The following is a 20,655-nucleotide window of genomic DNA, read 5'->3' as shown; positions in this document are numbered from 1 at the left end:
AAATTATTGTAATTTCAGATCTTTCAGAAGGGTATGTACCAAAGCTTCCTGATCTTTCTTGTCTTCCAATTCTTTCCGTATCAGTTTTTCGGCGATGGAAACTGATAATTCAGCCATCTGTTTTTTCATTTCGGCGATGGCTGCCTGTTTTTCTGCTTCGATCTGTTCGCGTGCAGATTCAATCAGTTTTTGCCCTTCTTTAACGGCCTGTAATTTGGCATCGGCCAGGAGGTGGTCTTTCATCTCTTTGGCTTCCCTCAGAATCACATCTTTATCTTTACGGGCTTCTGCAATAATTTTCTCGTGATCGGCTTTCAGTCCTTCCACTTCTTTCCGGGCCTTGTCGGCCGACGAAAGCGCTTCTTCAATTGATGTTTCACGGTCTTTCAGGGCATGGAGGATTGGTTTCCATGCAAATTTCTTCAGGATGAAGAGGGTGACACCAAAAACGATCAGCATCCAGAATATCGTCCCGTAATCAGGCGTAACTAATCCCATAATTTTTGTTTTAAAAGCTGTCCTGACTCCCGGCAACCCCGGGAGCAGACAGCGGATAATAAAAATTCTTAAACTAAAATTACCAGTGCGCAGGTAATCACAGCAAAGAAAGCAACACCTTCAATCAACGCAGCCGATACGATCATACTTGAACGAATATCACCGGCGGCTTCAGGTTGACGTGCAATTGCTTCCATCGCGCTTGAACCGATACGGCCAATACCCATACCGGCGCCTATTGCTGCAAAACTTGCGCCCAGGGCAGCTCCAAAACTGCCGAGCGATGCGCCGGCTGCTGCTTCTAAAATCACTGTTAAAATGGTTGTTAATAACATACAATTGAATTTATAGTGTTTAAACTAGTGATGTTCTGAGTTTGACATGCCAAAATACAGTGCCGATAGCAGGGTAAATACATAAGCCTGAATAAACGAAACCAGCACGTCGAGCAGAAAAATGAAAATGGAGAATCCGACGGAAATAACTGAAACTCCCAAGCCGGCATAAACGCCCATCAGTTTCCCAAAAATGAAGATCAGGCTGATGAATACCGTTACAATCATGTGCCCCGCCAACATGTTTGCAAACAAACGGACCATTAAAACGAAAGGCTTGACAAATACTCCCGACAGTTCGACTACCTGCATTAACGGGATCGGAAATTTCAGACCCAGTGGTACATCCGGGTTAAACAGCTCTTTCCAGTAATGTTTGTTGCCGCTGATGTTGGTTACAATGAACGTAAATAAAGCCAGCACCAGGGTTACGGCAATGTTTCCGGTTACATTGGCGCCAAAAGGAAATATGGGAACCAATCCCAGCAGGTTATTGATCAGGATGAAAAAGAACAGGGTTAACAGGAAAGGCATGAACTTTTCATATTTTTTTTCGCCAATCGAGGGTTTAGCAACCTCATCGCGGATAAAAACAATCACCGGTTCCACAAAATTCTGTATCCCTGTTGGCGCTTTGCCTGCATTTCTTTTGGCCGACCTGGCTACCGACAGAAAAATCCAGAGCAGAACGATAACGCTGACAAAGGCGCCAGCCACCGTTTTGGTAACCGACAGGTCGACCGGTAAGCCAATCACTTCGCCCCGGGCATTCAGCTCTTCGATTTTCCCGGCATTTTCGCCGGCATGGGCCAGCTGAAAGTGTTGATAAGGCGTTTGCCCGTGATGGAACCTGGAAGACCAAAAGAAGTGCCAGCCGCTGTTTTTGCTGTGCAGGATGATTGGAAGCGGAATGCTGATGTGGGTTTTTCCAAAAGTAGCAATGTGCCATTCGTAGGCGTCCAACACATGGTGCATCACAAACTCGCCCGGGACAAATTCTTCTTCATGCCCCGAAGCGTGAGCGTCTGCAGGATGTTCTTCTGCAAATAACGGATACGAATTAAGGCTTCCCAAAAGGAAAATCAATACAGTAGCCAGGCATTTAATTTGTCTGGCTGGTTTTACAGGAAAGTCAACCTTCAACATGATCATACGCTTGAAAAAGTTCCCCCAAATTAGTAAAAAAAAACCAACAGCTTCAATTATTTTTTTTGTTTTACCACACGCGTAATCTCATACACTTCCAGGATCGAAAATGCAATATAAATAATCAGGAAATTTACCAGAAAGATGGTAGCCTGATTGCGGCGGAACAACACAAAAATAATGGCGAAGACAAGATAGATGAACATCTTCACAAAATTCATCCCCATAAAACGGGCGGTAAACCTGGCCATATTTTTGTCAGCAATACCTAACAAGTAATAATGAACAAGGTTTGTGACAAAGAAGAAAAAAAATAAAACTACCGGAAAAAAAGGGAAGTGAAGTCCGGGAAATAATTGAAAATAAACCAGGTAGCCGATCGCTAAAAATGTAAAACTCAGCAGGCCGGTCCGGGCAAGAAAACGCTTCATGAAAGGATTCATTTTAGAAAGTTTTTGATAGCATGATAAATTGCACCGATAACAGAAAGCAACATCAGGCTTAAGGTGAATACCGGGAATGAAAAATTGGCCCAGTGATCAATCTTGTGACCGGCATAAGTTCCCAGGGCCATGATTGCGATCATCTCAAAAGCCAGGTTCGAATACTTGATAAATTGATCAAATGTCTTCTTCTGCTTATTTAGTTTTGGGTTCTTCATGCTTGGTTTGATCACCCATCGCACACGAGCCGGTAAAAACAGAACCCGGTTCTATGCTCAGTTTGCCGGTGTTAATTTCGCCGTGAACTTTTGACGAAGATTTTAGGCTTAAAAGCTGCTCAATAACCAGCTTTCCTTTTAGGTAGCCTGAAACTTCGCAGTTTTTACAATGGATTTCTCCCGATACTTTACCGGTATCTCCAACCACCACTCTTCCCAAACATTTGAGGTTCCCGTTCAACTCGCCGTCAATGCGGATATCTCCTTCCGAGTGAATGTCACCGGTAATACTCGTGCCTTTGCCAATCAGGTTAATTTCCTGAGAACTAATTTCGTTATACGACTTTGCCATTTTTGCTTTTTTTTGAAAGAGACCAAATATACTAAAGCTTTCGGTCAAAGTAAGAACGAAAGCTTTGGTTTTTTAGTTTATCGCCAAACAAAAATAACGAATCAAATTAGCCTTTGGTTATTTGTTGAAGTGGTAAAGAAAAACCAGTTGACCTTCGAAAGCCGGTTTTTTATTGCCTTCAATTTCCATTGATACCTGAAGGTGAACTTTGCTGATTCCGCGTAAGTTTGTGATCGATTTTAACCAAACGTGGGTTCGGATCCGGCTGTTGACCAATACCGGCTGGCCGAATTTGAAGTTCTCGATACCATAGTTTACCAACATGCTGAAGTTTTCTACCTGCACAACCTGTTCCCACATAACCGGAAGGAGCGACAAACTCAGGTAGCCATGTGCGATGGTGGTTCCGAACGCTCCTTCAGCTTTGGCACGTTCCGGATCGGTATGGATCCATTGGTAGTCGAGCGTAGCATCGGCAAATTTGTTGATCTGTTCCTGCGTGATGGTGTGAAATTCGGAGACCCCCAATTTTTCGCCGACGTATTTCTCAAAATCCTCGTGGCTTTGTATGACAAGACGACTCATGATGATAATTTTGATTTGTTGTTTGTATGCTAAGCATTTAGGAATTATATGCCCATTTCAGATAAACCGATCCCCAGGTAAATCCGGCGCCAAATGCTGCTAAGATCACGTTATCCCCCTTTTTAAGCTGACTTTCGTAGTCAAAAAGGCAAAGCGGGATGGTGGCAGCCGTGGTATTGCCGTATTTCTCGATATTGATCATTACCTGCGACGGACTGATATCCATTCTCCGGGCAACAGCGTCGATGATACGCATGTTCGCCTGGTGCGGAACCAACCAGGTCAGGTTGTCGGGGGTGATTCCGTTTTTTTTCATGATTTCGACGGCCACATCTGCCATCCGCGATACGGCATACTTGAATACCGTTTGTCCATCCTGATGAACGAAATGTTCCCGGTTCTGAATGGTTTCGATGGATGCGGGACGTTTTGATCCTCCGGCCTTCATGTGCAGGTAATGGCGACCTTTCCCGTCGGTGTGGTTGATGTGGTCGATGATTCCCACGTCTTCGGTTGTCGGTTCCAGCAAAACGGCAGCAGCGCCGTCGCCAAACAGCGGGCAGGTGGTCCGGTCGGTGTAATCGGTGATGGATGACATCATGTCGGCCCCGACAACGATCACTTTTTTATACCGGCCCGATTCGACAAAGCTGGCAGCTGTAGTCAATGCAAAAACAAAACCCGAACAGGCGGCATTGATGTCGAAACTCCAGGCACTTGTCAGCCGCGCTTTTCTGCTGATGACATTGGCAGCAGCGGGGAGTGGCCGGTCGGGGGTGATGGTTGCGCAAATCAGCAAGTCAATTTCGTCGGGAGCAGTGTTAGTTTTTTCGAGCAACTGCATTACAGCAGCTGTTCCCATATCCGAGGTCGCCTTTCCGGGCTCTTTGAAAATTCTTCGCTCTTTGATTCCGATGCGTTGCATGATCCACTCATCGGATGTGTCAACCATTGTGCTCAGTTCTTGGTTGGTTAACCTGTATTCAGGCAGAAATGCACCAATACCAGTTATTGCTGCACGAATATCTCTCATAATAAATAATTTAAACGATAATCAGGTCCGTATACCAAATACAGACGGGTAAATAAGTCCATGCTATAAACCAAAATAAAAAAGAAGTGCGAAAGATAGAAGTAAAAATTTGAAGCACAAAGAAAAATGCGCAAAAGATATCGCCGTAAATCGTTTTAAAACAATTAATTAAAACGTTCAAAAATTTAATTAAACAAATAAAAAAAGCTGTTCAAAAAACTATTTCTTTCAGCCATATGTTTCTTTGAGTTTTTCCGGGCAATGAGAATTCTCACGGAACCGGACTTAAACTCAAAATCATTTCTGAGTGCAATCAGTATAGCCTGATTTTTAGCTTTTTGGACAGCTCTTATTTATCGTGGACAGGATTAAACTGTAACTTCTTTTTCGATAGCGAGCTTTCCTCTGTAATATCCACATTCAGGACATACTGTGTGGTATTTTACCGTGGTCCCGCAATTTGAGCAAGTTGCCAGTGTTGCAGGTGTAGTCTTGTCGTGTGATCTTCTCTTATCCCTTCTGGATTTCGATGTTCTGTGCTTTGGATGTGCCATTTTTTTAAGTCTTTATTCGTTTTCTAATAATTTTTTCAATTCGTCCCATCTCGAGTCTGTCAGATTTTCCTGCGTGCCTGATGAAGATGTCAGGTTATTCAATTTCTCAAGCATTTCCGGATTACAACGGCTGTTGCCGTAATGGTCTGCCGGATGAACCTGGCGGATTGGAATGGAAAGAATGATAAAATCATAGATCATTTTTCCAATATTTAACTGGTGCTCGGTTGTACTTACCCAAATCACGTCATCACCTTCTTCAAAAGTTTCTTCGCCGTATTTGACAAATACCTTGTTCTCGCTGATGATTGGCTGATCATAAGGATCGAGACACCGGTCGCATTGTATTATAACCGTTCCGCTAACATGAAACCAAAGAACCATGAATGCACTTTGTTTTTCCAGCACGACTTTTACTGTGACGTTTCCGTTTTCAGCGATTCCCCCGGCAAAAAAATCAAAGAATTTTTTATCGATCTGATATTCAAATTCGTACACTCCAAGTGCCAATCCTTTAAATGCAATATTATATTTTGCCAGTTCAGCCATTGCTGCGAAAAAAGTGTTGCAAAATTATAAAAAATATATAAACGGCGAAAATTTCCTGTATTTTTTAACAAGGAATATTTCTGTCAGGAGGAGGTTGATTCAAAATTCTCGTTTTCAGTGATTTGTAATTCAGGCAAGTGTTGAAAATTTAATCCTTTCGCAGCGCTACGCGAAAAGTGGTTCCTTTGCCGAGCTCGGAATGTTTTATGAAGATCTTTCCGCTATGGTAATTCTCGATGATCCGTCTGGCCAACGAAAGCCCTAACCCCCAACCTCGTTTTTTGCTGGTAAAACCGGGTTCAAAAATGGTTTTAAACTGCGACTTGGGGATGCCTTTCCCGGTATCGCTGATATCCATAATGATCTGGTTGTGCTGGTTGTAAAGGTGAAGACTGATTACCCCGTCATTTTCAATGGCATCAATGGCGTTTTTATACAGGTTCTCAATAACCCAGCTAAACAAAGCCGGGTTGTGAGGGACAACATACGACTGTTTTTCGTCCATCTCGGTCCGGAACTTTACCCGTTTGGAAGTCCGGCTTTCCAGGTAGGAGAGGGTAGAGACGATGACCTGTTTTAAATCTTCGTTGACTAACTCGGGGGTAGAACCGATTTTAGAGAACCGTTCGGTAATTTTTTCGAGCCGGGTGATGTCTTTTTCAAATTCCTGAATGAGTTCAGGTTTTATTTCCTGCATTTTCAGCAGCTCTATCCAGGCCATTAACGATGAGATGGGCGTACCGAGTTGGTGGGCTGTTTCTTTCGACATGCCTACCCACACCCGGTTTTGTTCTGCCTTTTTGGACGAGCTGAAGGCCAGGTACGATACCAGAATAAATAAGGATATTACGCCAAACTGCGCCAGAGGGAAATACTTGAGGTTTTGAAGGATGGTGGAATCCCGGTAATAAATGTACTGTTTCTCTTCGCTCGAAACGAAAATCTCGATTGGTTCATGTTCCCGCATCATCTTTTTTAATTGGCGCTGCAGAACCTGTTCTTTACGTTTTTCGGTGTATTTGATATTGCTGAACTCGATGATCTGGTGAAGGCTGTCGGCCAGAATGATCGGGATGTTGGTATTGTTTTCCAGAATATGCAGCAGGAAATCCATATCGCCTGTCGATTCGTGTTCCGGCTGCGCCAGCCGTTTGGTAGCTTCGGCCCAAAGCGCAACACTTTTGCGTTCTTCGAAAGATACTTTTTCTACCAGCCAGTTGGTGTAATACAGCGATGCCGCTCCAATCAGCGTGGCAACCAGCAGTAAGAAAAATTTCCAGCGACGTCGTTTTAAGTAAAGTTCCAACTTATATGAGTTATAATCCTTCATCAGAAACGATGAACCATAAATAAAAATTATACCGGGACCTACAATTATCGACCGATTAGATCCACGATAGCCTGATAAATTCCTTTCTGGTCAAAACCACACTCCCTGTAAAGTTCTTCCTGTGTTCCGTGATCAATAAAGAGGTCGGGCACGCCAAGCCTTACCACCTTGGCCGAATACTGGTGATCGGCCATGAATTCAAGGACGGCAGAACCAAATCCGCCCTGAATGACGCCATCTTCCACGGTAAGTATTTTACGAAACTTGCCGAAAATCCGGTGGAGCAGGTCCTCATCCAAGGGTTTAACAAACCGCATGTCGTAGTGGGCGATTGAATGACCTTCCTTGATGAATGACTTTATGGCCCTGCCGGCTGTAATACCGGTGGTCCCGATGGTAAGGACCGCAAGGTCGTCACCTTCAGCCAGCTGGCGCGCTTTCCCCGGCTCGATGGCCTCAAACGGTTGATGCCAGTTGACGTGGCAACCACACCCCCGGGGATACCGGATGGAAAAGGGGCCCCTGTTTTCCTGCTGAGCGGTATACATCATGTTGCGTAACTCAATCTCATCCATTGGCGCCGAAACAATCATGTTGGGAATATTTCGCATATAAGCCAGGTCGAAAACGCCATGATGTGTTGAGCCGTCGGCGCCAACCAGGCCGCCGCGGTCGAGGCAAAACACCACATTCAGCTTCTGGATAGCCACATCGTGGATAATCTGGTCGTACGAGCGCTGCATGAAGGTGGAATAGATGTTGCAGAAGGGCACCAACCCGCGAATGGCCATGCCGGCAGAGAACGTAACGGCATGTTGTTCGGCAATGCCGACATCGAATGCCCGATGAGGCATCTTTTCCATCATGATATTGAGCGAGCTCCCGGTGGGCATAGCCGGCGTAACTCCCACAATCCGCTCATTCATTTCGGCCAGTTCGACCAGCGTGTGGCCAAAAACATTCTGAAACTTGGGCGGCTTATTCACGGCGCATTCACAATCCAGGAGTTCTCCGGTCAGTTTATCAAATTTTCCGGGGGCATGAAATTCGGTTTGATTCATTTCAGCCTGCTTAAATCCCTTTCCTTTCGTGGTGATGACATGCAGCAGTTTCGGTCCGGGAATATCGCGCAGGTCGCGTAATACCCGTGTAAGATATTTGATGTTGTGCCCGTCAACGGGGCCGAAATAACGGATTCCCAGGCTCTCAAACAGGTTTGATTCTTTCAGCAGGGCGCTTTTTAGCGCCCCTTCGGTCTTTTGGACCAGGCGGCGTGCCCGCGGGCCAAAACCATTCAGTTTGCCCAAGCCATCCCAAATTTCCTGTTTTAACTTGTTGTATGATTTTGATTTGGAGATATTTAATAAATAGTCACTCACGCCGCCCACATTCGGGTCGATGGCCATGTGGTTGTCATTTAGGATGATGAGTACGTCCGAACGATTAACCGCGGCATTATTCAGCCCTTCAAAGGCAAGTCCGCCGGTCATTGAACCATCGCCGATTACCGCGACGATCTTCCGGTCGTTCTCATTTTGCAGGGAGGAGGCAACGGCCATTCCCAATGATGCCGAGATGGAGGTGCTGGCATGCCCGACACCAAAGGCGTCGTAACTGCTTTCGCCTGGTTTGGGGAATCCGCTGATGCCCTTGTATTTCCGGTTGGTGTGGAACTGATTTTTGCGGCCGGTCAGGATTTTATGCCCGTAGGCCTGATGCCCCACGTCCCAGACCAGTAAATCGTAGGGCGTATTGTAAACGTAATGAAGGGCCACTGTCAGTTCGACAACACCCAGGCTGGCTCCGAAATGTCCCGGATTATTTGATACTTCATCAATAATAAACTGTCGCAGTTCGTTGCATACGGCCGGTAAATCTTCCAGGTTCAGTTTCCGAAGATCGGATGGATCATTTATTTTATTTAGTAAGCTTCCCGCTAATTCTTCCATGTACCGAAAATTAAAGCTCAAAGATACAATTTCTGGTTTACACCACAGCGAACAAAACCGAGCGATCAAATAACTGTCGTTTCCCCGGTATTCCGGGCGTTTTTATGGGTTAAATCCTGTACGTACGACGGTTACGCTTGTCGAATGCAGCCAACTCTTTAAATCCGATCTGGCGAAGAAGGTCGATTCCGGTTTCGAAATGTCGGGCTACCTGTCCGGCCTGGTGGGCATCTGATGAAATCGTCATCGGGATATGGTGATGATAACAACGTTCGGTAATCGCCGGCGAAGGGGTGAATTCGGTACAGGGGCGGTCAATCCCTGCTGTATTCAGTTCTACAACCAAATCGTTGTCTTTGATGATTTTAAGGGTGTCTTCAATCAGCTGGCTTTGATCGGATTCGGGGTAGACCCGAAATTTTTTGATGATATCCAGGTGTCCGATGATATCGAAAAGCCCTGATTTCGCCGCCAGCTGAATCAATTCGTAATACATATGGTATAAATCGTCATTCGACCATTTGCCGTAAAGCGACTGGTCGGTATCAAAGTTCCAGTCTCCGATAAAATGAACGGAGCCAATCACGTAGTCAAGCGGCAGTGCATGGATGATGGCCCGGATTTCATCTTCTCTCCCGGGAAAATAATCCATTTCAATACCATACTTTATTTTAATCTGTCCCTTGTATTTTTCGCGAAGTTCCAGGATTTGCCGGGTCATTACCGGGATATCAATTTCTGAAATGGCCCAGCTTACCGATTTCAGGCAAACATGGTCACTGAAGCCCATTTCTTCCAGCCCCTTTTCAATCCCCGCTTTGATCATCTCTTCATAGGTATTTCTGCCGTCAGAAAGAATGCTGTGCATGTGGTAGTCTACCGTCCCGTTCATGATTGCTGTTTTAAGAGGCCTGATTGATTTCAGCTTCAGTGAGTTGATTGATTTTTGACGATGGCGTGCAGCAACCTGGCATGAATACTGCCAGAATCAGAAAAAGGTTCTTCATGGATCTTGATGTTTTAGCCTTTAAATTTAATCAAAGTATTACAAAACGAACTATTTTTTGAAAGTCTGTTTTGTGAGGGACAAAAAAAAGGCAGCTTCAACAAGCTGCCTCAAAGCCATGAAAACAATTAAACAATGTTCAGAAAACAGAAAACTAGAAACAATTATATTGTAAAAATCTCTTGATTTTTCAATTCAAGCATCTTGTCAACCTTTTGGACGTATTGATTGGTCATCGTCTGAACGTCGTCTTCAGCGTTCTTTCCAAGGTCTTCAGATAAGCCGTTTTTCACCATTTTTTTCAACGTTTCGTTCGAGTCTTTACGAATCGAACGAATACTCACTTTTGCATTTTCACCTTCCTGGCTAACTTGCTTTGACAAGCTTTTACGCCGGTCTTCAGTTAGCGGGGGGACGTTAATGCGAATAATCTCCCCGTTGTTTTCCGGGTTAAAACCCAGGTTTGCATTCAAAATTGCCTTTTCAATCGGGTTGATCATCGTTTTTTCCCACGGTTGAACAGCAATCGTCCTTGCATCCGGAGTACTGATATTCGATACTTGCGCCAATGGGGTCATACTCCCGTAATAATCCACCAAAACTCCATCCAACATTCTCACGGAAGCCTTGCCTGCACGGATATGAACCAATTCTTTTTCCAAGTGTTGTATGGCGGCTTCCATTTTCTCTTTACAAAGATCCAGTATCAGTTCTACTTCCTCTTCCATAAATATTATGGGCTGTTCATTTTTTGTGCTAGGGACAAATATAGAAATATATTGCAGAAATTTAAAATTGATTCTGATTTTTCATCAAAAAATGCTCTAAAAAATATTTTAGAGGTAGACCAGAGTTCCAATATTCCCGCCGGTAATCACCTTTTTCAGATTTCCTTTGATGTCCATATTAAACACAATAATGGGTAAATTGTTCTCTTTACACATGGTTGTAGCCGTTAAATCCATCACCTTCAGGCCGCGTGAGTAAATCTCGTCAAACGAAATTCTGTCGAATTTTACCGCATTCGGGTCTTTTTCCGGGTCGGCGGTGTAAATCCCGTCCACGCGGGTGCCTTTCAGCATCACATCGGCTTCGATTTCGATTCCGCGTAGCGATGAACCGGTGTCGGTGGTGAAATATGGATTGCCTGTCCCGGCCGAAAAAATGACCACTTCTCCTTTTTCCAACGCTTCAATGGCTTTATCTTTTGAATGGAATTCTCCGACCGGTTCCATCCGGATGGCCGTAAGGACTCTGGATTTTACGCCGGCCGCCTGGAGCGCAGAGTTCAGCGCCAGGCTGTTGATGACGGTTGCCAGCATGCCCATCTGGTCTCCCTTTACCCGGTCGAACCCTTTGGTCGCGCCGCTTAGTCCCCTGAAAATATTGCCGCCGCCAATAACGATACCCACTTGTACGCCTAAGGCGGTAATTTCTTTAATTTGTTCGGCGTATTCGTTTAGCCGCTGCTGGTCAATTCCGTATTCCTGGGCGCCCATGAGCGATTCGCCGCTGAGCTTTAACAGTACCCGTTTGTATTTGGTCATTTGAAGAATTTTATGCAAAAGTAGAAAAATATATAAAACCGGATACCGGCTTTTTTGCAGAAGATGAATTTTGGATTCGCAATTAATTATTACTTTTACAGCCGCTGATTTTCAAGAGTTATGACTGAATTGAATGTGATTTTATTTTTAGTGAATTTTTTACGCACCCTGTTTTTTATCCTGATTATTTATTACGTGATCAGGTTTATTAACCGGTATCTTTTACCATTCTTCGGATCCTCATCCAATCCGGCAAGCCGGCACAGGCCCGAGCAAAACAGGCGGCCCGAGGGTGATGTGCGGCTCGAGAAAAATCAGTCGTATGGTTCCCGGATCCCCCGGGATGAAGGTGAGTATGTTGACTTTGAAGAAATTGATTAAATTCCCAAAAGACAGATAATATAACAAATTATGGCTCAGGAAGATATTTTTAAGAAACTGGTTGCCCATTGCAAAGAATATGGATATGTATTTCAATCCAGTGAGATTTACGACGGATTGGGCGCCGTTTATGATTACGGACAAAATGGTGTTGAACTGAAGAATAACATCAAAAAATATTGGTGGGACAGCATGGTGCTGTTAAACGAGAATGTCGTCGGAATTGATTCGGCTATTTTTATGCATCCGACCATTTGGAAAGCTTCGGGCCATGTAGATGCGTTCAATGATCCGCTGATCGACAATAAGGACTCGAAGAAGCGTTACCGCGCCGATGTGTTGATTGAAGAGCAACTGGCCAGGTACGAAGAGAAAATGAACAAGGAGGTGGAAAAAGCCCAGAAGCGTTTTGGCGATGCTTTTGATGAAAAACAATTTCGCGAAACCAACCAACGGGTACTGGCCAACCAGGACAAATGGAACCAGCTTCACGATCGTTTTTCCAAAGCCTTAAACGACAGCGACCTGGAAGAACTCAAGCAGATTATTGTCGATGAAGAAATTGTTTGTCCGGTCAGCGGAAGCCGGAACTGGACAGATGTTCGCCAGTTTAACCTGATGTTCGCTACCGAAATGGGCTCAACGTCCGACGGTGCGCTGAAAGTTTTCCTTCGTCCGGAAACGGCACAGGGTATTTTTGTCAATTACCTGAACGTACAAAAGACCGGCCGCATGAAAATCCCCTTCGGGATAGCCCAAATCGGAAAGGCGTTCCGTAACGAAATTGTTGCCCGACAGTTTATTTTCCGCATGCGCGAATTTGAACAGATGGAAATGCAGTTTTTCGTGAAACCGGGAACTGAACTCGACTGGTTTGAGAAATGGAAAGAAACCCGGATTCAATGGCACCGCGCCCTTGGGTTTGGCGACGAAAATTACCGCTTTCATGTCCACGAAAAGCTGGCTCACTATGCCAACGCGGCTGTCGATGTCGAGTACAAATTCCCCTTTGGTTTTAAAGAAGTGGAAGGTATTCATTCGCGCACCGATTTTGACCTGTCGCAGCATCAGCAATATTCAGGCAAAAAAATTCAGTATTACGATCCCGACCTGGGCGAGTCATACGTGCCCTTTGTTGTCGAAACGTCGATTGGGGTCGACCGGATGTTCTTGCAGGTAATCTCGGCTTCGTATTGCGAAGAAGAAGTGCCGACCGCGAGTGGCGAAAAAGATACGCGCGTGGTGCTGAAATTGCCGCCGGTGCTGGCCCCGGTCAAATTGGCGGTGATGCCCCTGGTGAAAAAAGACGGCCTGCCTGAAAAAGCCCGCGAAATTATTGATGAGCTGAAATTTGATTTCAAGTGCCAGTACGACGAAAAAGACTCTATTGGTAAACGGTACCGCCGGCAGGATGCTATCGGTACACCTTTTTGTGTGACCATTGATCATCAGACCATCGAAGACCAGACGGTCACCATCCGCTACCGCGATACCATGGAGCAGGATCGTGTCGCTATTTCAGGTTTAAAAGAGATTATTTCATCACAAATCAGCTTTAAACAGCTGTTTGAAAAACTGAGATAAAAAAATCCGTCAACGATAAATCGGGCCGCTTAACCAGGTGTTGGGCGGCCTTTCTGTTTCCCGGCAGGCCAAATGAATTTGGGTGTTAAAACTCCCGTGACCCTTTTGGCTGTTTTCGGGTTCCGCGGCCTGCGCCCCCTTCTTGTTCTTTTGTCCGTTCGGGACATTGCTTTCAATTTGAAAGCCTAAATTGGTTAATGGCTTGCAATTTCATTTAAAATAGTCCGTAAATTGAAATTTTAATCGTCTTTTTGTATTTATAATGAGTTAGTATACAAATAAATGACATTCATATATTTTAAAAACATGTTGTAGAATATATGTCTTTCAAATTGAAATTCAAAGTCCATGTGCGATCTGTTTTAGGTATCAAAAAGCAATTTTTGATACCTAAAAACGATTTGGAGGCCATTTTAGCTTTCAAATTGAAAGTTGATTGTTTTTAACAAAAAAATATATTGCCTTTTGTCAGCTTTAAATCTCATTTCTGTTGCTACATTTGCTGCCGTAATCAATTACATGAACAATTAAATTTTAGTGTTATGAACAGAATGTATCGTTTAGTCAGCTTATTATTCGTTGCATTAGTAGCTATTTCCTCAGCCGGTTTTGCACGCCAGGGCGGAACCTTTGTTGATGATTATAAGATCTCCCCCAAAACAGATTTTGTTCCCGGAACAGATTTCCAGCAAAGTTGGAATATTACTTACGGTGATTCAAACCGTCCGGTTCAGGTTCTCTTTAAAGAGACAAAAAGCGGGCAGGAGTACATTGTAAGGACCAGTTACTTTGAAGTGAAGTATGTGAATTCTGACCGCGGTTTTGGCGTAAGGCCGCTGAAACTCGCAGAACAGCGCGTTCCTGCAGATCTGAATTTTAAGGTATTAAATGCGCAGCAGCTCAACAATCAGAAGATGATTAGCGGCAGTATGGTTTCAAGCGACCAGGTCCTGGAAATGATTGCCGGTTTTCTTCCGGAGTTGATTAATGATGAGTATAAGAATATCCTTAACTGATTATTAAACAGACATTTATTCGAAATACCGTCTCTTTGCAGGGACGGTTTTTTATTTTCAGATAATAATGAACAATACAATCAGAAGAATAAAAAGCATGAAGAGAATTAACTGGTTCCGGACAAACAGACCCAGCAAAATCAGAATTTCTACCTCTTCGCTCTCCGCCGAGTAGATTTCAATGTGTCCTTTATCCTTCGACAACAGTTCGTTGCTCTGGAAAATAATGATTTCCTGCCCGTTAAATTTCCAGGCCCAACGCGACTGCCAGAAATTTTTGATTTCCAATTCAAATCGTTTTCCGTTGATAATCAGGTCGCTTTTAGGGTTAAACAGGTTGATCATGATTGAACTCAGTAAGGCCTGATTGTTGGCATCCTGTATTTCGAGCTTGGAAAGGAAGAAATCGCGATTCATGATAAACCGGCGGCCGTTCAGCGTTGCCAGCGCATTCGAACTAAACATGTTATTCCAGTCAATTACTCCGATTTGTTCGTTCATTCTGGTAATAACCAACTTGCTTTTAAAAATACCTTTTGACCAAAGCAACTTTTCCATTTTTTCATTTTTCAACGTCCCTGCAATTTAGAAAAATTGCAGCAAAATGACAGTGACTTTTTCCCGGTCAACTGGCCGAAAAATGTTAAAATATTGTAATAGATTTTTTACTTGTTCACCAACGCTTTGGTCGACAGCAGGCCGCAAGCCGCGTAAATGTCCTGTCCGCGTGAAGCGCGAATGGTGGTGGTGATTCCTTTGGCTTCGAGGGCTGCTTTAAATTCCTGCAGGCTGTTTTCGTCGGTTCCCTGTAAAGGCGTGTCGGGTATGGGGTGAAAGCGGATCAGGTTGATGCGGCACTTAATTCCATCGAGCACGCGGGCCATTTCGCGTACATGCCGGGGAGTATCGTTCAGTCCGTGAAACACGATGTACTCGAAGGATACCCGTCGTTGACGGCCAAAATCCCAGTGGCGGATTTCGCGCAACACGTCATCCAGCGGGTAGGCAATTTCAACCGGCATTAGTTTTTGGCGCTCGTCGTGAAAAGGGGTATGCAGGCTGATGGCCAGGTGACAATCGCTCTCGTTCAGAAAACGCACCAGCCCCGGCACAATACCAATCGACGAAACCGTGATGCGGCGCGGGCTCATGGCAAATCCCCAGTCGCTGATCAGGATTTGGGTACTTTTCAGTACTTCGTCCAGGTTATCGAACGGCTCGCCCATTCCCATGTACACAATGTTGGTAATCTCATCCCACTCGGGGATATTGCGAATCTGGTTTACAATTTCGCCGGCAGTCAGTTGCCCCTGGAACCCTTGTTTGCCGGTCATACAAAACAGGCAGCCCATTTTGCATCCGACCTGTGACGACACGCAAACCGTTTTCCGGTCTTTATCAGGGATCATGGCTGTTTCGATGAATTTGTTTTGGACCGTCGGAAACAAATATTTTTTTGTCCCGTCAACGCTTTCCTGTACGCGGGTGGCGTCAATCAGGCCGAACGTGTAGTTCTCATTCAGTAATTTGCGTGCTTTTTTGGAGAGGTTGGTCATTTCTTCGATGGAAGACACCGGTTTTTTGTACAGCCAGTCGGTGATTTGTTTGGCTGTAAAACCGGGCAATCCCAGGTTTGTGCAAACATCCTGAAGTTCGGCCAACGTTTTTCCAAATAAAGCTTCTTTCGTCATCCTGTAAATTTTCGGTAAAATTAGAAATAAATTTCAGCAATGATGTTTTCGTAGGGGACTCCTTTTGCAATCAGTAAATCGCGGACCTCAACCACCATCAGCGCTTTACCGCACAGGTAGTATTCGGTAGCGGCCGGTAAACTTTCAAGGCTTTGCAGGTAGTCCGTCACCCTCCCGTAAAAAACATCGCACGATTGTTCGCGTGAGCAACAGCGTTGGTAGTTGCTGCCCATAGCCCAGTCCAGTTCATCTTCGAAATAAAACTGGTTGAGGTAACTTACCCCGTGTACCAGTGTTTTATTTTCGGACAGTCCTGATTGGAACATGCTGTAAAATGGAGCAATCCCGGTTCCCGCTGCAATCCACCAGGCCGGTTTTTTGCTTCCGGTAAAGCCACCGTAAGGTTGGGTGACCATCACCTGGTCTCCCGGTATTAAGGCGGCCAGTTTGGGCGTCAGGTAACCCCCTTCCTTTATGTTGAAAAGAATACGCAGTTCTTTTTCGCGGTTTCCGCTGCAAATACTGTAAATACGGGGTGGTTCCACGCGGTCGACCGCCAGCTTGACTACCTGTCCGGGCAAAAAGTCAAACCGCCTGTTTACGGACAACAGAAACACGCCCGGCGAAATTTCTTCGTTGCTCAACACGGTTTCTGTAAAAAGTTCGCGCTCTGTTTTTAGATATTCTCCGGCTTTGGCCATTTTATTAAATTTGTTTGTCCCATTAACGCAACGGGAATCGTTTTGTTTCGTCTTCATGAACGCTCGGTAATTTTCACTAATTTAGCCGGCCTAAACACTTGGATAAATGCAGTGTGTGGTCAGGTTTATCATGAAAATATTGAGTTGGGCGCTTTTGCTCCCGGTGTATTTTTATAAGTACGCGATTTCTCCCTTAACGCCGGCTTCATGCCGTCACGTGCCTTCCTGCTCGACCTATGCCGTTGAAGCGGTTAAAGTACATGGACCGTTTATCGGCTTTTGGCTGGCTACCCGTCGTATTTTGCGTTGTCATCCCTGGGGAACTCACGGCTACGACCCGGTCCCTCCTAAAGGGCAGATTCGGGTGAAAAAGCTTAAATTGAAAGAATAAACAAATTTCCCCGGATCTTTTAACCGGCAGAACAGCCAATTTTATTATTTCTTCATTCAACAAACAAATGCGTTCTTCGTTACATGAAGGGACAACGAAGTTTTTTATCTTTGAAATTAACACAACATGAAGTCATTTACGGATATGAAACAGATACTGATCTTTTTATTACTGATCGCGGCAGGATGCAGTCAGCGGACTCATTCTGAAAAACAGATTGTTACCGTGACTATTCTTCCGCAAAAATTTTTCGTTGAAAAAATTGCCGGCGATTTGGTCGAGGTGAACGTGTTGGTTCCGCCGGGCGCCAGTCCCGAACTGTATTCGCCCATGCCTTCGCAAATGAAGGAACTTGCCGGTTCGCTGGGCTGGTTCAGGATTGGCAAAATGGGTTTCGAAGAAAGCTGGATCAACAAAATCAGGCAATCGACCCCAACGCTGAAAATTTTCGACACATCGGTTCAGGCCGATTGGATTGCCGGCGAGACAGAGCAGCACGGCGATCATGTGCATTTGCATGGCATTGATCCGCATATCTGGGTGGCGCCGGATGAGGTGAAGAAAATTGTGACTGAAACGTACAAGGCTCTGCTCAACCTGTTTCCCGGGAAAGAGGAAGAGTTGACGGCTAATTACGATCTGTTTCTGAATGAAATTGAACAGCTTGATGCCGAGCTGAAACATAAATTTGACCGGCTTGAAAACCGGAAGTTCCTGATCTTTCATCCGGCATTGGCTTATTTGGCCAGGCAGTATCAACTGGAACAGGTATCGCTCGAAGTCGAAGGGAAGGAGCCTTCGCCGGGCCATCTGCGTTCGCTGATCGATCTGGCCAGAGCCGAAAATATCCGGGTGGTGTTTATCCAAAAAGAATCGAATGCCGAAAATGCCCGCCAACTGGCCCGCGAAATCGGAGGAGAGGTCATTCAGATTGACCCGCTGAGCGAACAGTGGGATGATCAATTGCGTGACCTGGCAGATAAAATTGTAGCAGCATCGGCAAAATGATCAAGTTGGTTGAAATAAAAGAGCTGAATGCCGGTTACGACGGGGAAGTGGTGCTGCGGGATGTGAATCTGGACATCAAACGCAACGACTTTCTCGGACTGATTGGCCCCAACGGCGGTGGGAAAACAACCCTGATTAAAGCATTGCTGGGGCTGGTAAAACCCATCCGGGGCGAGGTGATTTTCCATATCCCGGTTAGCCGGATTGGTTATTTGCCGCAAATCAATCGGATTGACAAGAGTTTCCCGATAAAGGTACTGGACGTTGTTCGTTCGGGAAAAACAGAAGGGCGCAACTTCAGCCTGTTTAAAAACAACAAAAAGGAAACGGCTTATGCCGAAGAGCTGTTGTCGGAGATGGGCGTTCTTCATCTCCGCGATAAAGCCATCGGCGAACTGTCGGGCGGACAAATGCAGCGCGTTTTTCTGTGCCGCTCGCTGATGAACAATCCGGAACTGCTGATCCTGGACGAACCGGACACTTATGTCGACAACCAGTTTGAGAGTGAGTTGTATGAAAAGCTGAAGGAACTGAATAAACGCATGGCCATTATGCTGGTTTCGCATGATGTGGGGACCATTTCGTTTTATGTGAAAACCATTGCCTGCGTGAATACTTACCTGCATTATCACCCCAGCAATATCATCAGCCGGGAACAGTTGGCCTCGTACAATTGCCCGCTTCAGATCATCACGCACGGAGAAATTCCGCACACCGTATTAAGTTTGCATGATAACCACGATCACCATGGGCACACTCATTGACCTGTTCTCTTACGATTTTTTTTTACACGCTTTCTGGGCTTCGTTGCTGGCGGCCGTTAGTTGCGGCATTGTAGGCACGTACATCGTTGCCCGGCGTATTGTATTCATCAGTGGCGGTATTACCCACGCTTCTTTTGGCGGAATCGGTATCGGCTACTACCTGGGCATGAACCCCTTGTTCGGGGCAGCAGTGTTCGCGGTGTTGTCGGGTTTGGGAATCCAGTTTTTTACGCAGAAAGGACGATTGCGCGAAGATTCGTCGATTGCCATCTGGTGGTCATTGGGGATGGCTGTAGGGATCATTTTTATCTATTTGGCTCCCGGTTATGCACCCAATCTGATGAGTTATTTGTTCGGAAGTATCCTGACGGTTTCAACCACGGAAATCTGGCTGATGGTCGGGCTTTCCGTTTTATTAATCGCCTTCTTTTTGCTGATGTACCGGGCCATTCTTTACGTATCGTTTGACGAGGAATTTGCCAAAACGACCGGTTTGCCTGTTGCCCTGATCAATTACCTGCTGATTAGCCTGATTGCCCTCACCATCGTGCTGAATATTCGCGTGGTGGGCATTATCCTGATTATGTCGTTGCTGACCCTGCCGCAGGCAACAGCGAATTTGTTTACCCACGACTTTAAGCGCATGATGTTGTTGTCGGTATCCTTTGCCTTTATTGGTGCTTTTGCCGGTCTGCTGTTCTCGTTTTTTGCCGATATTCCATCGGGTGCTTCCATTATTTTTACGCAGGTGGTGATTTTTGCGATCCTGAAATTGTTTGTTTCCCTGAAACGCAAACGAACACAGCATGGAGGATAACGAAATTTTGACCTGCCTGCACTGTGGAAAATCGTTTGAAAAAGGGAGCCTTCAGCGCGATTGCGGCAATTGCTTTGCCTGCACCGGCTGTGAGATCTATGTCTGTCCGAATTGCCGCGGGGAGATTGTTGCAAAACCCATGAAAAAGCCGGAACTAAAAAAATAACAGGCCTGATTGGCGCTGGCTGACTGTCGGTTTGGTGAAACACCCGGCCGAAAATGCAAGGCGTCGTTTCTGTTCGTCCCGGGAATGTTATCTTTGCAGAAAAAATACCTGATGACCCCAAGTCCCCGAATCACGATCTATACCGACGGCGCCGCCCGCGGAAACCCGGGCCCGGGAGGTTACGGCGTTGTACTGCTCTCCGGTCAGCACCGCAAAGAGCTTTCAGGCGGCTATGAACTGACGACAAACAACCGCATGGAACTGTTGGCTGTGATTGTCGGACTGGAAGCCCTGAAAGTAGAGAACAGCTTGGTTACCATTTATTCCGATTCGAAATACGTGGTTGATGCCGTTGAAAAACGTTGGCTGTGGGCCTGGGTGAAGAAACGGTTTAAAGGCAAGAAGAATGCCGATCTCTGGCAGCGTTTTCTGAAGATTTACGAGAAACACCAGGTGCGTTTTGTTTGGGTGAAGGGGCACGCCGATATTCCCGAAAACGAGCGTTGCGACCAGCTCGCCGTCGAATCATCGCTGGTCCCCGGGTTGCAAAAAGACTTGGGTTACCTGCAATCAAAGGATGAATAATTTTCC

Annotated in this window: 26 protein-coding genes; 8 read left to right on the top strand and 18 right to left on the bottom strand. The window is 45.5% G+C overall.

Annotated features, from left to right (window positions below; all coding sequences use genetic code 11):
- Nucleotides 1-3 precede the first annotated feature (3 nt).
- From ACOIT5_RS05595 to pyrH, 15 genes are all read right to left on the bottom strand, one after another.
- Nucleotides 4-498 (bottom strand): F0F1 ATP synthase subunit B, encoded by a 495-nt coding sequence (locus ACOIT5_RS05595; RefSeq protein ID WP_423129484.1) that lies wholly within the window; start codon nt 496-498, stop codon nt 4-6.
- 68 nt (nt 499-566) lie between these two features.
- A complete protein-coding gene (gene atpE / locus ACOIT5_RS05590) occupies nt 567-833 on the bottom strand; it encodes an ATP synthase F0 subunit C (RefSeq protein WP_423129483.1) in 267 nt (88 codons plus the stop codon).
- A gap of 24 nt (nt 834-857) precedes the next feature.
- Entirely contained in the window at nt 858-1,985 is a 1,128-nt protein-coding gene (gene atpB, locus ACOIT5_RS05585; protein WP_423129482.1) for a F0F1 ATP synthase subunit A, read from the bottom strand.
- 50 nt (nt 1,986-2,035) lie between these two features.
- Nucleotides 2,036-2,410 (bottom strand): hypothetical protein, encoded by a 375-nt coding sequence (locus ACOIT5_RS05580; RefSeq protein ID WP_423129481.1) that lies wholly within the window; start codon nt 2,408-2,410, stop codon nt 2,036-2,038.
- An 8-nt stretch (nt 2,411-2,418) separates the two neighbouring features.
- Complete coding sequence (locus ACOIT5_RS05575) at nt 2,419-2,640, bottom strand: AtpZ/AtpI family protein (RefSeq protein WP_423129480.1); 222 nt, start codon at nt 2,638-2,640, stop codon at nt 2,419-2,421.
- Nucleotides 2,618-2,992, bottom strand: coding sequence for a bactofilin family protein (locus ACOIT5_RS05570; RefSeq protein WP_423129479.1), 375 nt, complete (start codon nt 2,990-2,992; stop codon nt 2,618-2,620). Before ACOIT5_RS05570 ends, ACOIT5_RS05575 begins: the two co-directional genes overlap by 23 nt.
- Nucleotides 2,993-3,109: 117 nt before the next feature.
- Nucleotides 3,110-3,577, bottom strand: coding sequence for a MaoC family dehydratase (locus ACOIT5_RS05565; protein WP_423129478.1), 468 nt, complete (start codon nt 3,575-3,577; stop codon nt 3,110-3,112).
- Nucleotides 3,578-3,614: 37 nt separating this feature from the next.
- Entirely contained in the window at nt 3,615-4,610 is a 996-nt protein-coding gene (locus ACOIT5_RS05560; RefSeq protein WP_423129477.1) for a beta-ketoacyl-ACP synthase III, read from the bottom strand.
- Between the two features lie 368 nt (nt 4,611-4,978).
- Entirely contained in the window at nt 4,979-5,164 is a 186-nt protein-coding gene (rpmF, locus tag ACOIT5_RS05555) for a 50S ribosomal protein L32 (protein ID WP_423129476.1), read from the bottom strand.
- A gap of 12 nt (nt 5,165-5,176) precedes the next feature.
- Nucleotides 5,177-5,713 carry a YceD family protein gene (locus tag ACOIT5_RS05550; RefSeq protein WP_423129475.1) on the bottom strand — a complete coding sequence of 179 codons (537 nt, stop codon included), beginning with the start codon at nt 5,711-5,713 and terminating at the stop codon, nt 5,177-5,179.
- A 148-nt stretch (nt 5,714-5,861) separates the two neighbouring features.
- On the bottom strand, nt 5,862-7,019 hold the full coding sequence (locus ACOIT5_RS05545) for a sensor histidine kinase (protein WP_423129474.1): 1,158 nt from the start codon (nt 7,017-7,019) through the stop codon (nt 5,862-5,864).
- A gap of 68 nt (nt 7,020-7,087) precedes the next feature.
- Nucleotides 7,088-8,992 (bottom strand): 1-deoxy-D-xylulose-5-phosphate synthase, encoded by a 1,905-nt coding sequence (gene dxs / locus ACOIT5_RS05540; RefSeq protein ID WP_423129473.1) that lies wholly within the window; start codon nt 8,990-8,992, stop codon nt 7,088-7,090.
- Between the two features lie 109 nt (nt 8,993-9,101).
- On the bottom strand, nt 9,102-9,884 hold the full coding sequence (locus ACOIT5_RS05535; protein WP_423129472.1) for a histidinol-phosphatase HisJ family protein: 783 nt from the start codon (nt 9,882-9,884) through the stop codon (nt 9,102-9,104).
- Between the two features lie 278 nt (nt 9,885-10,162).
- Entirely contained in the window at nt 10,163-10,726 is a 564-nt protein-coding gene (frr, locus tag ACOIT5_RS05530; RefSeq protein ID WP_423129471.1) for a ribosome recycling factor, read from the bottom strand.
- A 108-nt stretch (nt 10,727-10,834) separates the two neighbouring features.
- Nucleotides 10,835-11,545: a UMP kinase gene (gene pyrH, locus ACOIT5_RS05525; RefSeq protein WP_423129470.1), complete on the bottom strand. Its 711-nt coding sequence runs from the start codon at nt 11,543-11,545 to the stop codon at nt 10,835-10,837.
- Nucleotides 11,546-11,665: 120 nt separating this feature from the next.
- Here pyrH and ACOIT5_RS05520 point away from each other — a divergent pair, with 120 nt between their 5' ends.
- The 3 genes from ACOIT5_RS05520 to ACOIT5_RS05510 all read left to right on the top strand — a co-directional run bounded on the left by ACOIT5_RS05520 (nt 11,666) and on the right by ACOIT5_RS05510 (nt 14,526).
- Nucleotides 11,666-11,926 carry a hypothetical protein gene (locus tag ACOIT5_RS05520; protein WP_423129469.1) on the top strand — a complete coding sequence of 87 codons (261 nt, stop codon included), beginning with the start codon at nt 11,666-11,668 and terminating at the stop codon, nt 11,924-11,926.
- Between the two features lie 30 nt (nt 11,927-11,956).
- Nucleotides 11,957-13,510 carry a glycine--tRNA ligase gene (locus ACOIT5_RS05515; protein WP_423129468.1) on the top strand — a complete coding sequence of 518 codons (1,554 nt, stop codon included), beginning with the start codon at nt 11,957-11,959 and terminating at the stop codon, nt 13,508-13,510.
- A gap of 542 nt (nt 13,511-14,052) precedes the next feature.
- Nucleotides 14,053-14,526, top strand: a complete 474-nt coding sequence (locus ACOIT5_RS05510) for a hypothetical protein (protein ID WP_423129467.1) — start codon at nt 14,053-14,055, stop codon at nt 14,524-14,526.
- A 57-nt stretch (nt 14,527-14,583) separates the two neighbouring features.
- Here ACOIT5_RS05510 and ACOIT5_RS05505 read toward each other — a convergent pair whose 3' ends face one another.
- The 3 genes from ACOIT5_RS05505 to ACOIT5_RS05495 form a co-directional block, all read right to left on the bottom strand.
- A complete protein-coding gene (locus ACOIT5_RS05505; RefSeq protein ID WP_423129466.1) occupies nt 14,584-15,084 on the bottom strand; it encodes a hypothetical protein in 501 nt (166 codons plus the stop codon).
- A gap of 107 nt (nt 15,085-15,191) precedes the next feature.
- A complete protein-coding gene (gene rlmN / locus ACOIT5_RS05500; protein WP_423129465.1) occupies nt 15,192-16,217 on the bottom strand; it encodes a 23S rRNA (adenine(2503)-C(2))-methyltransferase RlmN in 1,026 nt (341 codons plus the stop codon).
- 20 nt (nt 16,218-16,237) lie between these two features.
- Entirely contained in the window at nt 16,238-16,975 is a 738-nt protein-coding gene (locus tag ACOIT5_RS05495) for a ferredoxin--NADP reductase (protein WP_423129464.1), read from the bottom strand.
- A gap of 73 nt (nt 16,976-17,048) precedes the next feature.
- Here ACOIT5_RS05495 and yidD point away from each other — a divergent pair, with 73 nt between their 5' ends.
- The 5 genes from yidD to rnhA all read left to right on the top strand — a co-directional run bounded on the left by yidD (nt 17,049) and on the right by rnhA (nt 20,649).
- Nucleotides 17,049-17,309 carry a membrane protein insertion efficiency factor YidD gene (gene yidD / locus ACOIT5_RS05490; protein WP_423129463.1) on the top strand — a complete coding sequence of 87 codons (261 nt, stop codon included), beginning with the start codon at nt 17,049-17,051 and terminating at the stop codon, nt 17,307-17,309.
- Between the two features lie 126 nt (nt 17,310-17,435).
- A complete protein-coding gene (locus ACOIT5_RS05485; protein WP_423129462.1) occupies nt 17,436-18,317 on the top strand; it encodes a metal ABC transporter solute-binding protein, Zn/Mn family in 882 nt (293 codons plus the stop codon).
- Entirely contained in the window at nt 18,314-19,081 is a 768-nt protein-coding gene (locus ACOIT5_RS05480; RefSeq protein ID WP_423129461.1) for a metal ABC transporter ATP-binding protein, read from the top strand. The genes ACOIT5_RS05485 and ACOIT5_RS05480 overlap by 4 nt, the downstream gene beginning before the upstream one ends.
- Entirely contained in the window at nt 19,065-19,898 is an 834-nt protein-coding gene (locus ACOIT5_RS05475; RefSeq protein WP_423129460.1) for a metal ABC transporter permease, read from the top strand. The genes ACOIT5_RS05480 and ACOIT5_RS05475 overlap by 17 nt, the downstream gene beginning before the upstream one ends.
- Nucleotides 19,899-20,175: 277 nt before the next feature.
- Nucleotides 20,176-20,649 (top strand): ribonuclease HI, encoded by a 474-nt coding sequence (gene rnhA / locus ACOIT5_RS05470; protein WP_423129459.1) that lies wholly within the window; start codon nt 20,176-20,178, stop codon nt 20,647-20,649.
- Nucleotides 20,650-20,655 lie beyond the last annotated feature (6 nt).

The sequence above is a fragment of the Gaoshiqia hydrogeniformans genome, from assembly GCF_049347105.1.
Lineage (GTDB): Bacteria > Bacteroidota > Bacteroidia > Bacteroidales > Prolixibacteraceae > Gaoshiqia > Gaoshiqia hydrogeniformans.
The sequence above is the reverse complement of the archived record's forward strand: the minus strand, read 5'-3'. Positions and strand labels throughout refer to the sequence as shown.

What these genes read in the sequence shown, in the direction of transcription:
- ACOIT5_RS05595 (WP_423129484.1), bottom strand. Translation starts at nt 498, where the DNA reads ATGGGATTAGTTACGCCTGATTACGGGACGATATTCTGGATGCTGATC.
- atpE (WP_423129483.1), bottom strand. Translation starts at nt 833, where the DNA reads ATGTTATTAACAACCATTTTAACAGTGATTTTAGAAGCAGCAGCCGGC.
- atpB (WP_423129482.1), bottom strand. Translation starts at nt 1,985, where the DNA reads ATGATCATGTTGAAGGTTGACTTTCCTGTAAAACCAGCCAGACAAATT.
- ACOIT5_RS05580 (WP_423129481.1), bottom strand. Translation starts at nt 2,410, where the DNA reads ATGAAGCGTTTTCTTGCCCGGACCGGCCTGCTGAGTTTTACATTTTTA.
- ACOIT5_RS05575 (WP_423129480.1), bottom strand. Translation starts at nt 2,640, where the DNA reads ATGAAGAACCCAAAACTAAATAAGCAGAAGAAGACATTTGATCAATTT.
- ACOIT5_RS05570 (WP_423129479.1), bottom strand. Translation starts at nt 2,992, where the DNA reads ATGGCAAAGTCGTATAACGAAATTAGTTCTCAGGAAATTAACCTGATT.
- ACOIT5_RS05565 (WP_423129478.1), bottom strand. Translation starts at nt 3,577, where the DNA reads ATGAGTCGTCTTGTCATACAAAGCCACGAGGATTTTGAGAAATACGTC.
- ACOIT5_RS05560 (WP_423129477.1), bottom strand. Translation starts at nt 4,610, where the DNA reads ATGAGAGATATTCGTGCAGCAATAACTGGTATTGGTGCATTTCTGCCT.
- rpmF (WP_423129476.1), bottom strand. Translation starts at nt 5,164, where the DNA reads ATGGCACATCCAAAGCACAGAACATCGAAATCCAGAAGGGATAAGAGA.
- ACOIT5_RS05550 (WP_423129475.1), bottom strand. Translation starts at nt 5,713, where the DNA reads ATGGCTGAACTGGCAAAATATAATATTGCATTTAAAGGATTGGCACTT.
- dxs (WP_423129473.1), bottom strand. Translation starts at nt 8,992, where the DNA reads ATGGAAGAATTAGCGGGAAGCTTACTAAATAAAATAAATGATCCATCC.
- ACOIT5_RS05535 (WP_423129472.1), bottom strand. Translation starts at nt 9,884, where the DNA reads ATGAACGGGACGGTAGACTACCACATGCACAGCATTCTTTCTGACGGC.
- frr (WP_423129471.1), bottom strand. Translation starts at nt 10,726, where the DNA reads ATGGAAGAGGAAGTAGAACTGATACTGGATCTTTGTAAAGAGAAAATG.
- pyrH (WP_423129470.1), bottom strand. Translation starts at nt 11,545, where the DNA reads ATGACCAAATACAAACGGGTACTGTTAAAGCTCAGCGGCGAATCGCTC.
- ACOIT5_RS05520 (WP_423129469.1), top strand. Translation starts at nt 11,666, where the DNA reads ATGACTGAATTGAATGTGATTTTATTTTTAGTGAATTTTTTACGCACC.
- ACOIT5_RS05515 (WP_423129468.1), top strand. Translation starts at nt 11,957, where the DNA reads ATGGCTCAGGAAGATATTTTTAAGAAACTGGTTGCCCATTGCAAAGAA.
- ACOIT5_RS05510 (WP_423129467.1), top strand. Translation starts at nt 14,053, where the DNA reads ATGAACAGAATGTATCGTTTAGTCAGCTTATTATTCGTTGCATTAGTA.
- ACOIT5_RS05505 (WP_423129466.1), bottom strand. Translation starts at nt 15,084, where the DNA reads ATGGAAAAGTTGCTTTGGTCAAAAGGTATTTTTAAAAGCAAGTTGGTT.
- rlmN (WP_423129465.1), bottom strand. Translation starts at nt 16,217, where the DNA reads ATGACGAAAGAAGCTTTATTTGGAAAAACGTTGGCCGAACTTCAGGAT.
- ACOIT5_RS05495 (WP_423129464.1), bottom strand. Translation starts at nt 16,975, where the DNA reads ATGAAGACGAAACAAAACGATTCCCGTTGCGTTAATGGGACAAACAAA.
- yidD (WP_423129463.1), top strand. Translation starts at nt 17,049, where the DNA reads ATGAAAATATTGAGTTGGGCGCTTTTGCTCCCGGTGTATTTTTATAAG.
- ACOIT5_RS05485 (WP_423129462.1), top strand. Translation starts at nt 17,436, where the DNA reads ATGAAGTCATTTACGGATATGAAACAGATACTGATCTTTTTATTACTG.
- ACOIT5_RS05480 (WP_423129461.1), top strand. Translation starts at nt 18,314, where the DNA reads ATGATCAAGTTGGTTGAAATAAAAGAGCTGAATGCCGGTTACGACGGG.
- ACOIT5_RS05475 (WP_423129460.1), top strand. Translation starts at nt 19,065, where the DNA reads ATGGGCACACTCATTGACCTGTTCTCTTACGATTTTTTTTTACACGCT.
- rnhA (WP_423129459.1), top strand. Translation starts at nt 20,176, where the DNA reads ATGACCCCAAGTCCCCGAATCACGATCTATACCGACGGCGCCGCCCGC.